The sequence below is a fragment of the Sphingobacterium sp. UBA3519 genome, from assembly GCF_002377215.1.
In the GTDB taxonomy this organism is placed as follows: Bacteria; Bacteroidota; Bacteroidia; order Sphingobacteriales; family Sphingobacteriaceae; genus Sphingobacterium; species Sphingobacterium multivorum.
Genome location: NZ_DFPI01000011.1, coordinates 1 through 13,313 on the forward strand (window position 1 = coordinate 1; position 13,313 = coordinate 13,313).

Below are 13,313 nucleotides of genomic sequence, written 5' to 3' on the forward strand. Positions count from 1 at the left end.
GTTTAAATACTTCCGTATTTCCATGTACAGGCTATGGCATATCCTCCGCCTATCGGTTATCGCAGCACGGGACCGTCGGTGAGCCCTGCCCATCGGCAGCTGTTCCGCAAACGGTAGCAGTCCTGCAACCACAACTGTTACTGTGCTCAGTGGTAATGGTACATTGCTCCTATCTCACTTAAACCCAATGCCTTTTTCTTTAAACCTGAAGCTGCTGCATCACTTCCCGAATAACCGGATATTCCTCAGAAACTCTTTTCATCCCTTTGCGGGAGATAGCTACAATATGGCGAAATTTTGAATTAGTACTATTGGCATCGGCCTTTATTGCTATTTATGTTGTCTATAAACAGCTTCGTAATAGGTTTGTAGCTTTTGCCTATGCTAGCGGTGGATTATATGGTCCTTGTTTGTAAAAATGGAGTTAAGCAAGAATAGGAAGGCTATCCAATTCCGTAAAGAATCTTGATACGGCAGGTAGTTTTTTTTACACAGGTATTGAAGAGTAATGTCTTTACTTAAATACCGCAAGTAAACTCGAGTAGGAGTCAAAAACATTAGGGAAGGTNNACCTTCCCTAATGTTTTTGACTAGCACGCTTACAAAATCTTTGCTATAAGCTGAGCAAGGATAGCCTTGTCCAGAGGCTTGGTCATGACGCCATCAAATTGATGTAGCTGCCCCTCGGGAATTTGTACGGTTACTTGTGACTCGTCTGAAGTGAGGGCGATAACCTTGCTGTTCCATTCCTGTTTAAGATTACTGTCTTTGACAGTATTCAAAATGTCCCAACCGGTAGGGCCAAACATTTTGAGATCAGTAATGATAATGTCAGCGTTATTCTTTTCGAGGTATGCGATTGCAGTGGAGGAATCTTCGAAAATCTTTACATCATAGAAATGTAGTAATGCCTGTTTAACAAATAAGTTATTAATTGGGTTATCGTCAACAACAACAAAACGTAAGTTTTTTGAAAGTTTGTCTAAGCTCGTTATTTGTTTCATGTATTTAATTTCTTCGGTTAATGGAACGACTAATGTAAATATGGATCCCTTACCCTGTTGGCTTCTAACACTTAAGGTTACGTTTAGTTGCTCGGTCATAAGCTTAGATATATGTAAGCCCAATCCGAAACTATGCTTGGATTTTTGATCGGTCATATAATATTGTTCGAAAATATGTCCTTGATCTTTTGCAGAGATACCTTTTCCTGTATCCTTAACTACTATATGTAATTTGGAGCTCTGATCGCTGCTGATAAATGCTTTCACCTCGATCTGACCTTTATTTGTATATTTAATCGCATTGCTCAGCAGATTGGAAACAATCTGACGTACACGATATGTTCCGCTTTTGATTGAGATGTTGGGATCAATATCAATATAACTAATGAGCTTCGTAGAAAAGATTCGTCAATTGATTTTTAGAACTATATGCTTTATTTAAACGGGCTTCGGTCCTTTGGTACTCAATATATTGATAGGTAAATATCGAACCGATATAAACCAAGGAAAGAATCAGAAAAGCAATTAAAACTGTCCTGATAATAAATAATTTTTTACTGTTTTTCACGTTATTGTTCTTTCACCCCAAAAAGTTAACTATAGCCTATTTTGTTTTGTCTGGAAGTCAAATTTAATACTAAAAAATGATATCCTATTGATGTGCCTGTAGTCAACGAGCTACTTTTTGAAAATCTTACACAATCGTTTGATTGAAAGTTGGAGTAGAAGGATCATTTTTTATTTTTTATTTTGCATAACGAAACCAATAAACGGTCTTTTTTTGTCTGTTTATTTAAAAATAAAAACTTAAATTTAATGAAAACACTCCTCTGTTCAGTACCGTTATCCCTTTTATTTGTGCAAGGGCTCCATGCGCAGTCTGGGATTGCTATTATCCCCAAGCCTCAGGAAATCAATATGGGAGCGGGCCAGTTTCTGTTAAATCCACAAACTACCTTAATTTTTAAGAACTGCGATGCGAAAGATGTGTCTTTGTTTGTTGAGCAGCTGAGAAAAGTAACGCATTATCCCCTGAACATAAAGAAACAGGCGAGCAATAGTATTGAATTTAGACTAGACTCTAAATTGACAACACCTAATGATGAAGGCTATCAGCTTGAGGTTTCCAATCGGGGAGTGGTCGTGACAGCAAAAAGCTCCCATGGGCTTTTCAATGCAACGCAATCACTGCGGCAACTTTTACCGACAGCTTTCGAGGGTAGTAACCCAACCAAAGAAATAAGCTGGAATATTCCGGCTGTGAAAATTAAAGATTATCCCCGCTATCATTGGCGCGGTTATATGAAAGATGTGAGCCGGACATTCTTCGATGTGAAAACCGTGAAAAAGTATTTGGATGTCATGGCATTATACAAAATGAATACGTTCCATTGGCATTTGACGGATGACCAGGGCTGGAGGATCGAAATAAAGAAATATCCCAAATTGACCATGGAAAATGCGACGGTATTTCATCGAACAGAAAAGCAACCTGCAGAACGCAGTGGATTTTATACACAGGAGCAGATCAAGGAAGTTGTTCAATATGCTCGAGAGCGTAATATTACGATTGTGCCCGAGATTGATGTTCCTGGACATTCATGGCCAACCATATTAGCCTATCCTGAACTTGGGGTAAACAAAAATTCCTACCCGAATCACATCTTTCCTTTTGTGTCATCTTGGGGATATTGGGGAAATCAATTTACCCCCAATACATTGGATCCGACAAAAGAGTTTACGTATGAATTCTTAAATAATGTGTTCACTGAAATCGCTGATCTCTTCCCAGGTAGTTATATTCATTTTGGAGGGGATGAGGTTCGTCACGATTTGTGGGAAAAAGAGGCTCACGTGCAGGATTTTATGAAGCAGCACCAGATTAAGGATGTCAAAGCCCTTCAGAGCTATTTCGTTCAACGCGTTTCTGATATCATTGTCCAGAAAGGGAAAAAACCGATCGGGTGGAATGATATTTTGGCCGATGCTGAAAACTTACCAAAGAGTACAGCGATTATGAGCTGGCTTGGTGAAGAAGCGATCAAGGAAGCGACCAAAGATGGGTTTAAAGCCGTGGCCACACCAGCATCGCATCTCTATTTTGATATTACACAGGCCGATCGGAATGATGGGACTATGACTGACCTGGCCTATCCGCAGATAAACTCGCTGAAAAGAGTGTATGAATTTGATCCTTCTGCAGGGCTTAGTCCGGCTGAGGATCAGCTTGTCCTCGGTGTTCAGGGAAATATGTGGACAGCGTTGGCCCAGGATATTAAAGACCTGAATGTGCAGAATTTTCCGCGATTGCTTGCGGTTGCTGAAATTGGATGGGCTGCTAAGTCAGCAAAAGATTATTCAGCGTTCAGCCATCGATTGGATGCCAATCTTCCAAGATTAGATTCCATGCGTATTGATTATTATCGTCCCGGGGGATATATTGCGGGATCATGGGGACCTAATGATATCAAGGAAACGTATAGTTTTCTAACTTTTGACGTGAGCAGGAAGATTTACGATAATGGACGAGCGCAAGCTGGATTTTTCTTTGTGGAGGGGAAGAATTTTCTGGAAATTGATGCCGTACAATTGCTACAGGACGGGCAGGTCATTGCAGAGGATGGACATCATGCGCTTGCGGATAAATTTAGGGGAACCAACAAGATCAAACCTTTTTACTACAATTTTACAGTGACGAATTATAATCCCCAATCGAAATACGAAATCAAAGCCCGCGTTAGAGGCGTTGGCGGTGTGGATTCAAAAGGAAATTTTACATTTAATTTGTCTCCTAATACAGCGTTTGATAAGATAGAAAGGAAATAAGAGAAGAGCTAGGGCTATCCAACCGTTGGAAAGCCCTAGCTCTTTATAAGGTATAGAAGCTTTATTTATTTGAGCTCAATCATCTTTTGATTAGCATGCTCTTCTTTTACTTCTTGAAGGATTGCAATTTCAATCGGTGCAATCAGACTTAAAATAATCAATGCAATGAAAGCTACAGGGAAAATAATTCCGATGATTACAGCCAATAACAAGGAGATATTTAAGTATTCTTGTCCATTCTTGGAGGAAACTTTTAAACGGGAGCTTTTGAAGGAATCAAAAAGATCTTGAAAAACTTTAGTAATTGTTTTACTGTTGATGCTGAATGTTGTTTTAGTTGCCATGATGTTTATTTTTTAATTTTTTTATTTCTTATTTGATGACTCAAAGATAGGAAGCAAATATGGCCCTGAAGAGGGGCATTAGGCCAATCTCGAGACAATCTCGGTAAACGACCCGCTTTTATCGGTTAATACTTTTTTACAGAAACAGTATATTGATCGTCCCGAATAGTTGTGTTGTTTGTCTTTGAATAAGTTGGACTATATAGAATCGTGGTAATTCCGGTAGAAGCTGTCTTGTTGCAAAATGGTCAATCATTAGCTCTTAAACGTTCCCACATTGGTTTGGATCTTGATAAGAATACATATTATGATATTGTTCTTCCGGCAACGTTTAGTGCAGATAAAGCTTTTGTTGTAAAAATGAAGTTTGGTAAGCCAAAAGGACAGAGTGATCAACTCATGGATGAGAAAATGTAATTCGTGGCATTCGCGCGAAGTTTTTCGCGATCTCATCGGCATTTCAAATGTATATGAGCGCTACTCGAGACCATTGGGAGTGAACGAGAAAAAAACGGGACTTAAATCAGTGTTGATTTAGGTCCCGCTTTTCTTTTATAGAATTTCCAACAGTTCCTGTGGATGGTGGATAATATGCTGTGCACCGTGTTGTCTTAACTCGCTCTCTTCCCGAAAGCCCCAAGTAACACCAATAGCTGTTACCCCTGCATTATTGGCGGTATCCATATCCACGGATGAATCGCCTACATAAAAGCAATCTTGTTTGCTAACACCGAGTGTTTGGATACTGTCGAAGACAATATCGGGATCAGGCTTGGCGGGGCGACCTGTTCGATGCCCCAGGACGAGATCAAATGAAATATCGGGAAAGTATTCGGCCATCAAAGGTATCACCGCTTCATGGTATTTATTTGATGCTACCGAGATGAGATAGCCTAATGATTTCAGTTCTTGTAGTAGCGGTATGATCCCTGTGTAGGGTCGTGTATGCGATACAGGTTTTTGTTCATAATACACTTTAAAGGCACGGAGTAAAGTTGAGATGATATTTTCTGTCCGTGCTTCTTGCGGTAATGCGCGTTCGATAAGTTTTTGGACACCGTTGCCGACAAATTTCTTATAAGCAACAAGGGGATGGGTTGGATATCCATATTGTTCAAGAATAGCATTGCAGCTGTCCCCGAGGTCCTGTAATGTGTCTAGCAGTGTTCCGTCCAGATCAAATATAATAAGCTTCATCTGATAAATCTAGTGAAAATTGAGATAGGACCATAGTGGAATGATGAGATTAAAAGGAACCTAATTATTTCCAAATGGAGGTATTTATACTTCCTTTCTGCGTATCATTTAGATCAGGGAAAAAAGTGAATCCAGTTATTTTTTCCAGCTCGCTTACGGTTAACCTATAATTTTCGAACGTGCTTCCTGCGGGAGGGATGACATTGTCTATCTTATAACCAATGGTATAATATTCGTTTCCTTTTTTCATTGCCAGGGCTTTGAAATAGTATTTTGGTTTCGCAATATCTTTTCCGTCGTTGTCCTGCGCAAAATCGAGGCTGTTATCAGAGTTTGTCTTAGGTATTGCGCCAGTTACAACATACATCGTGTCACACTGTGCGGTCCAGGTTCTGACTTTCGTTTCCAGGTTTGCCCAAATCCCTTGGTTAAGGCGTGAAACCTGTGCTGTCATGTTGGTAAAATAAAATGTTGTTTTATTTTGAGCGATATTGAAATTCCTGTCTGCACTTGGCAACTGGTGCCCTCTGTCGTAGCCTGTTGGTTGAAATCCCTTAAATAGATTGGCTTGAAATGCTGTTGATACAGCAGGGTCGTAACCCCAGGCATCCGTACGGTTGCCTGAGCCTAAAATGCTGTTGTACAAGGGATATGCAACCCAATACGCCATTTTTAGCTTTTTATCATATAGCATTGCATAATTCCTACTATCGCTTGCGTCTGGCATAAAATGTTGTATAAATATCTCATCACTACTGAGATTACTCATTTTGGGTATTTCTAGATAAGCTTGTGAATCACCAATTTCTCCCGTCAGTTTTCCATTGTCAATGTTGATATTAAAACTATACTGGCTACCCGCTACTAAATTCTTTAACTGCTGATTATGGGGTACTGTCCAGGTATAGGTTTCACCATTAGTGGCAATAAATTTAATCGCTTTTCCTGTGATATCTTCTCCGGGCAGTAGCACAAACTCTATGCGAGTGGTTTTATTGGCATTTACAGATACCTTTTTTTGCACATCCTTTTTCTCGGTAGAATTAACATCCAATTTTCCTGTTGTCAAATCGAATCCTCCTTGGATGCTTATCGCTGGCATTTTTACTATAATCTGATTGGTCTCCAATGCGGCTGTATTGGTAATGGATAGATTAATGTTGATTCTGCTCAACTGTCGTACAAAAATAAGGGGTATTGTGTTGTTGCTTTTATCGATATTTTTGGCATTGCTTGCATACATCAGGTCTAAAGCTGCAACATTGGACTGATCACTTACATTGATGGGGTATTGAAAGTCTACTAGTGATTTGTAAGGATAATAGGCGATAAAGTCTACTTTTTCATTAGGTAGAAAGACTGGGCTACTACTTTGAAAAAGCGAACCGTTAAACGTGAAGGGGTGATTTTGGATTTGGTTGATAAGCGACGTTGCTACCAAAGACTGGCCGGCTCTGTACATATAAACACCAATTTGATCATTTTTATCCCAAGAAGTCCCTGTCGTTTTTGTATTGATTTGGCCTACAATGGTGGAGGTAAATTGTACCGCTGCTCGATCAATTCTAGATTCGGTTTTCTGACAAGAGCTAAAAGTAAGCAATGCAATTATAAAGTAAGCTATCCAGAATATATTTTGATCCGGGATTGCTGTGTTCTTGTTCGTCATATGAATAGTTCGTATATATTGATAAAGTGACGGCAAAAATAGGCAAGTTGACTATACATTATAGCTATATTTTCAGTGCTACTGGTTGTAAGATTTGTATTCAATTGATCTTGAGATAGATATTTTAGGGACTATTCAGGTTTTTTAGCATCTCATTGGATGTATATTTAGCATTTTTAAACAGTTGTTAAGACAATAATATTGCTTTTGTCCTCGTGATGCGTCGGGCTAAGGATAGCAGTTTTAATTCCTTTGTGAAGGAGTAATAGCATTGCATTGGTTTTCTTCATTTTTCCCTGAAATCAGGTAGTAAACTGCATTCTCGTTTTTAATAAATTTGTCAATAGGAAAAAAATAGCACAATGTTTGCTGTTCATGTCAAAACATATATTGATTTGACAAATTTTTAATCGTTACAACGTTGTAATGGAAGAAGTACTTAAAGTGAAAGGAAAATTGAAAAGGTTTTATACGATGATCTGTGCCGTTGTAATGGCGTTGACATTATCGAGCTGTTTTGATTTTGTTGAGCAGATCGACTTAAAAACGAATGGTTCTGGGCATATTGCAGCGACATTGAATTTAAGTAAAAGCAAGACCAAGGTAGCTTCTTTAATGAAGATGAAAAGTATCAAGGGCATACAGATCCCTTCTCAAGCCGATATGGAGAAAGAGATTCGATCTGCTGTTCAGCTGCTCAAGCAGACTAAAGGTATTTCTAATGTGCAGTACAGCACAGATTTTACCAATTATATCGTTAATATTTCATGTGACTTTAGTCAGATAGAATCGTTGAATGCCTTTTCAGATATATTGGCAAATCGATTTAAAACGAAGATATCGAATTCAAACCGCTATTATTATAACGCGCAAAGTAATGTGTTTGAACGCAAATTTGTGGCTTCTGCTGACTGGAAGACAAAATTCAATCAGTTGGGAAGCGATAATACGACCCAGTTTGCAGATGCATTCTACACGCAGATTATTCGTTTTGAAAAATCGATAGCATCTCAGGCAAACGGCCAGGGAAAGGTTGCCGGAAATAAGAAAGGGGTCTTGCTAAAGCTACCTTTTATGGATTTGGTCTATGGTAAATCGAGTTTGGCAAATAAAATCACATTAACAAAATAACCTAATAACATTGGTGAAACCAGGGCCATATTTAGTTGCTGAAAGCGCTTCTATAGCGTAGGTTGGGTGTAGCTGAAAAATTATTTATAAAATGAAATCAAAATTTATACTGCTAGGATTAGCCTGTTTGTCTTTTGGGACGGGTGTAAAGGCACAGGACTTGATCAAACAGATCCCTGAAGATGCAGAAATGATTGCAGCTTTCCATATGAAAGATATTATGCAGAAAGCAAATGCAAATAAACTGAACGAGTTGCTTCAGAAAGCAGGTTTTTTTGAAAAATCAGGAATCTCAGCGAGCAATGATATTAAAAATTTAGGAGTAGACTTATCCCAGACGGCCTATTTTTATACCAGGAAAACCGATAGTATCAGTTTTACGGAATTTATATTTTCTTTGAACAACAGGGGGCAATTTGAGAAACTGCTTCATGAGGCGGGTGAACCCAAGGCATTTGCCAATGGTTATACGAGCATAGGCCTCAAGGCGGGGAGTATGTTAGTATACAACGATCTTATCGCTCGATTTGTTTCGGCAACGACAAATACCAGCTTTTTGGACAATGATTCGATTGCTAGTCGTTATGGAATCCAAAAGGTGGATTACGTTGGGCGTCCAGCTGATGACGAAGATGCTTGGGCAGATACAACTGTAGCCGCAATGGACTCTGCTGCCGTAGTCTGGGATGCGGATGAAAATCTAGCGGTGCCAGTATCCCCACCGGTTGCTATAGCTGCGGAACCTGTTACGATAGTAGGTGCTACAGAAGTACTGCCACCAGTTGTTGATATTGCTGCGGCTGCGGCTGCGGATGCAGCGGCTGACGCGGCAGACATGCATGATCCCGGTTATTATGATTCGCTTTATACGGCCTATGAAGATCAAAATCGGAAAAACGATTCGATTCGTAACGGCTTACGTGATAAATGGTTATTGAATGAAGTTACCCGTTTGGTTTCAGGGAGTTATAAGTCTTTGTCAATTGCAGATCAGGAGAAGGTTTTAAAGAATCTCGGGCTTATTCGATTGTATGTTCCTCATGTAGAGGATCTGTACCGTGGTCTATTGCCTTATACCACCTCTCTTCCTTATTATTATATGGGAATTAAACTGGATAAGTTCAAGACGGGTTATCAAGACGGTCTATTGGATTTAGTGCAAGAGGGGAATGTGCTGAAATTAAAGGGATCTGTGGGTTTAGATAACACCCTTTCTGAGATGACCAAAAGAATGTATGCGCGAAAACCTAATTCGAAGTTCAGTAAATATTTAACGGATAAAACCTTAGGTTTTTTTAATGTGAATATTAATTCGGAGGCTTATCTGAGAGAAATGCCTGCCTATATGGCAAAATATTATAGCGGTTTATTGGGGCCTCAACAGGACCTTGTCGAATGGGGACTGATGGCTCTTGAAATAGCACTAGATGAAAAGGCCATTGCCCAGGTAATGCCAGGAGACCACCTCGTGGTTGTTAACGGTCTTCGTAAGTTCAAAAAAGATTATATCGATTACACCTACGACGATGATTACAATGCAATCGAAGTGAAAAAGACCAAGGAAGAAACACTTCCAGTATTTATTTGGATGTTCACATCAAAGGATCAACGTCTGATAAAAAAAGGCTTGGACATGGCTGTTTCAAAGCAAGTTGGGCAGGTCTATGATGGCATTTATGCGTTTTCAAAACAGAAAGCCAAGGATTTTCCAATGTATGTTCTCTTGAAAGAAGATTTGGTAATGGTTAGTAATGACTCATTGTCCCTAAATGATATCCGTCAGAATAAGATGAATGCTCCCGGAAATAAAGACTTTGTAAAACTGATGAAGCAAAACAAGATGTCAACAGCTATTGACCTACAAAAGCTACCGACAATGTTAAAGGAAATGGGGGTTACACCGGATAAACAATGGGAAACAACACTGGCACAACTCAATCAATATGGCAGTACCGCAATTACTTCCAAAGGTGTGGTTGGTAACCGTGCTGAGGTTGAAATGTCGACAAGATTGCCGCAGACCAGTGATGGTGCGATCAGTTATTTACTCGATCAAATTTTGGCGGAATTAAATAAAATGTAGCGGCTCCCCAAAGTGGATTATTTATTTTGTTGTTATAAAAATGTGTTATGAAAGTATAAAAGGTATATGAAATTCTATAATTAGTTACGAAGTGTCGTTTTTAGTATACATCAAATTCTAAATTTGGTGTATATTTGTTCGTTTTATGCAATGTGCTTTCGGTTCAAAGAAAATATTGATAACCTTCTTTTTTGGTTTGTTTTTTGATAATTCTGAGGCGGTTTTGTAATCCAAGGAAAATTTGATCTTTATGAATTTATCATATATAAGAAGAAGGCTTCGCAAAGAAAATCCACGATGGGTTGTATTAATATTTGATTTGGGTATAGTTTTGTTTTGCTATATCTTATCGAATTTTATTGTTAATAGCTTTAAGGGAAGTCTAGATATATTTGATATGATGTGGAAAGCACCTATCGTATTAATGATTTATCTCAGCTGTTTTGTCATAATGCAAACCTACAAAGGTATTGTAAGGCAAACAGGGTTAAGTGATGCTGTTAAGATATTTAAAACATCTTGGCTTGCTTTTATGATTTTGGCATTATTAAGTGCGATAGTTCGGGTTTTCTTCGGTGAAGATCAGAATATATTTGGTTTTCTTAGATTATCATATGGTGTACTTTTAATGCATACCTTTTTTACGATGGTTTCTTTGGTTGCCTCCAGAGTTTTTTATCGTACAATATATGAAAGTTTGTTTCTGAGGAATAGAAAAATGAAGCAAGTGTTGATTTTTGGCGCTTCAAGACCAGGTTTGGTTGCGTTCTCTTTACTGAAAGAAGATCAGAGGACAAAATATCAAGTTATCGCATTTGTTGAAGATAAGGCCTCGCGTGTGGGGAAGCGTATTGCGGGGTTGCCTATAATCGATATTTCTAGTTTAACAAAAGATTTTATTCGAGGGAATGATATCTCTGATGTTATTATAGCGGTTGAAAATGACGATCCCGAAAGATTGGCCAAAATAACAGATGCTTTTCAGCAATTGAAAGTTGAGTTGAAAATTATGCCTCCGGCCCATTTATTGTTAAATTCGGGTATCAAGAGAGAAATTAGGCCTCTTAAAGTAGAAGATTTATTAGGGAGGAAAAATATAAAATTGAACAATCCTGCAATAACAGCTGAGACTGAGAATAAAGTAATTCTGATAACGGGCGCTGCAGGATCTATCGGGGGGGAACTTTCTCGTCAAATTGCAAAACAAAGATTTAAAAAACTGGTTTTATTAGACCAGGCCGAATCTCCACTTTATGATTTGCAGCAATCATTGAACCTGAATAATTCTGATAAAATAAAGTGTGTTGTTGGCGATGTTAGGGATCTTGTATTCTTAGATCATTTATTTAATCAGTATAATTTTGATATCGTTTTTCACGCTGCTGCTTACAAACATGTTCCTCTAATGGAAGATAACCCTTACGAAGCTATTTGGACAAATGTTGTTGGTTCTAAGAATCTTGCAGACCTTTCCTTAAAGTATAATGTCAAAAAATTTGTTATGATATCTACTGATAAGGCGATAAATCCTACAAATGTGATGGGAGCAACGAAGAGAGCTGCTGAGATTTATGTCAGCAGTTGTTATGGTAAGGGTAATACATCGTTTGTTATTACACGTTTTGGAAATGTATTAGGCTCAAATGGTTCAGTTATTCCTTTGTTTGAGAAGCAAATGTCTGAAGGAGGTCCACTTACACTTACGCATCCTGATATTACACGTTATTTTATGACTATTCCGGAGGCTTGTCAATTAGTTCAGGAGGCTGCCGTTATGGGCCAAGGCGGGGAGATATTTGTTTTTGATATGGGTAGCTCTGTCAAAATTATGGATTTGGCTAAACGGATGATTCGTTTAAAAGGATATCGGTATCCTGAGGATATTGATATCAAAATAGTGGGACTTAGACCTGGTGAAAAAATCTTTGAAGAGCTGTTAGCAAATGGTGAAAATACCTTGGAAACTCATCATCCTAAAATTATGATTGCAAAAATTAATCATGAAAATCTAACATTTAAATGTGAAAAATTGAAAGAACTTGTTACTATGACCTCATTGCAAAAAATGGACGCAATGTCCTTGGTAAAAGTTTTAAAAGAGATTGTTCCAGAATTTAAATCCCAAAATTCAGATTTTAGTGTATTGGATTTTGATAGTGATGGGGTTCAAGTAGCAACCTAATTGTAATCTTGAGATGATTATTCAATAAAAAAATGATATTTTTACCACGAATTATACAAATAATACTTTATTCATGCATACTTATTTTAAGTTTAAACATTATTTTCAATTATTATTGCTAACAAGCATAGTTTTAGGGCTAACATCATGTGGCTCTCGAAAAAGTATAATATACCTCCAATCCGACTCGACAAATATTGTTAATGATTACGAAAAATACATTCCACGTATACAACCTAATGATATTTTATCAATAACTGTTTCTGCTGCTGATTTGAAAGCTGCTATGCCATTTAATCAAGTTAGCCCCTATCAAATGAATAGTGCTACTAGTACCGATTTGGCAATGAAGCCAACTTACACCGTCGACCAAATGGGTATGATTGATTTCCCTGTAATAGGTAAGATTCGTTTGGAGGGTTTGACAAGAATGGAAGCGATGGATAAATTGCGGGGAGAATTAAAGAAATATATTGTTGATCCAGGGGTTAATATGTCATTCAATAATTTCAAAGTGACGGTGATTGGGGAGGTGGCTCGTCCGGGCTCATTTCCATTACAAAATGAGCGTATAACATTGCTTGAGGCCTTAGGTATGGCTGGAGATATGACGATGAAAGGGGTAAGAAATAACGTCTTGGTCATACGAGAGGTAAATGGACAAAAAACGGTTAATCGAGTGGATCTTTCTAAACAAGGTGCTTTAAATTCCCCTTTTTATTATTTAGCACAAAATGATGTTGTGTATGTTGAACCAAATAAATCTCAAATTCGAAATGCTAATTATGGTCAGAATACGAATGTGTTGATCTCAGTAGTTGGTTTGATTATCACTGTTATTTCTGTTATTGTACGTTAAAAATTTACAAATTTTATT

General features: G+C 38.1%; 10 protein-coding genes. 6 read left to right on the forward strand and 4 right to left on the reverse strand.

What is annotated here, in order from left to right:
• Window positions 1-599 precede the first annotated feature (599 nt).
• Window positions 600-1,409, reverse strand: a complete 810-nt coding sequence (locus B3297_RS05540; protein WP_312357103.1) for a hybrid sensor histidine kinase/response regulator — start codon at window positions 1,407-1,409, stop codon at window positions 600-602.
• 411 nt (window positions 1,410-1,820) lie between these two features.
• Here B3297_RS05540 and B3297_RS05545 point away from each other — a divergent pair, with 411 nt between their 5' ends.
• The gene (locus tag B3297_RS05545) at window positions 1,821-3,830 is read left to right on the forward strand and encodes a beta-N-acetylhexosaminidase (protein WP_286778555.1); all 2,010 of its coding nucleotides are present in this window, start codon (window positions 1,821-1,823) and stop codon (window positions 3,828-3,830) included.
• Window positions 3,831-3,895: 65 nt separating this feature from the next.
• Here the strand turns inward: B3297_RS05545 and B3297_RS05550 are convergent, their stop codons facing one another.
• Window positions 3,896-4,174, reverse strand: coding sequence for a DUF4342 domain-containing protein (locus B3297_RS05550; RefSeq protein ID WP_070561781.1), 279 nt, complete (start codon window positions 4,172-4,174; stop codon window positions 3,896-3,898).
• Between the two features lie 210 nt (window positions 4,175-4,384).
• Between B3297_RS05550 and B3297_RS05555 the strand changes: the two genes are divergently transcribed.
• The gene (locus B3297_RS05555; protein ID WP_070561779.1) at window positions 4,385-4,591 is read left to right on the forward strand and encodes a hypothetical protein; all 207 of its coding nucleotides are present in this window, start codon (window positions 4,385-4,387) and stop codon (window positions 4,589-4,591) included.
• Between the two features lie 135 nt (window positions 4,592-4,726).
• Here B3297_RS05555 and B3297_RS05560 read toward each other — a convergent pair whose 3' ends face one another.
• Both B3297_RS05560 and B3297_RS05565 read right to left on the reverse strand, forming a co-directional pair.
• The gene (locus tag B3297_RS05560; RefSeq protein WP_286778556.1) at window positions 4,727-5,371 is read right to left on the reverse strand and encodes an HAD family hydrolase; all 645 of its coding nucleotides are present in this window, start codon (window positions 5,369-5,371) and stop codon (window positions 4,727-4,729) included.
• Between the two features lie 64 nt (window positions 5,372-5,435).
• Entirely contained in the window at window positions 5,436-7,040 is a 1,605-nt protein-coding gene (locus tag B3297_RS05565; protein WP_286778557.1) for a DNA/RNA non-specific endonuclease, read from the reverse strand.
• A gap of 426 nt (window positions 7,041-7,466) precedes the next feature.
• Between B3297_RS05565 and B3297_RS05570 the strand changes: the two genes are divergently transcribed.
• The 4 genes from B3297_RS05570 to B3297_RS05585 all read left to right on the forward strand — a co-directional run bounded on the left by B3297_RS05570 (window position 7,467) and on the right by B3297_RS05585 (window position 13,295).
• Complete coding sequence (locus tag B3297_RS05570) at window positions 7,467-8,171, forward strand: hypothetical protein (RefSeq protein ID WP_070561817.1); 705 nt, start codon at window positions 7,467-7,469, stop codon at window positions 8,169-8,171.
• Window positions 8,172-8,262: 91 nt separating this feature from the next.
• Complete coding sequence (locus B3297_RS05575) at window positions 8,263-10,254, forward strand: hypothetical protein (protein WP_286778558.1); 1,992 nt, start codon at window positions 8,263-8,265, stop codon at window positions 10,252-10,254.
• Window positions 10,255-10,504: 250 nt separating this feature from the next.
• Entirely contained in the window at window positions 10,505-12,436 is a 1,932-nt protein-coding gene (locus tag B3297_RS05580) for a polysaccharide biosynthesis protein (protein WP_286778559.1), read from the forward strand.
• Between the two features lie 73 nt (window positions 12,437-12,509).
• Window positions 12,510-13,295, forward strand: a complete 786-nt coding sequence (locus B3297_RS05585) for a polysaccharide biosynthesis/export family protein (protein WP_112374016.1) — start codon at window positions 12,510-12,512, stop codon at window positions 13,293-13,295.
• The last annotated feature ends 18 nt before the right edge of the window (window positions 13,296-13,313 follow it).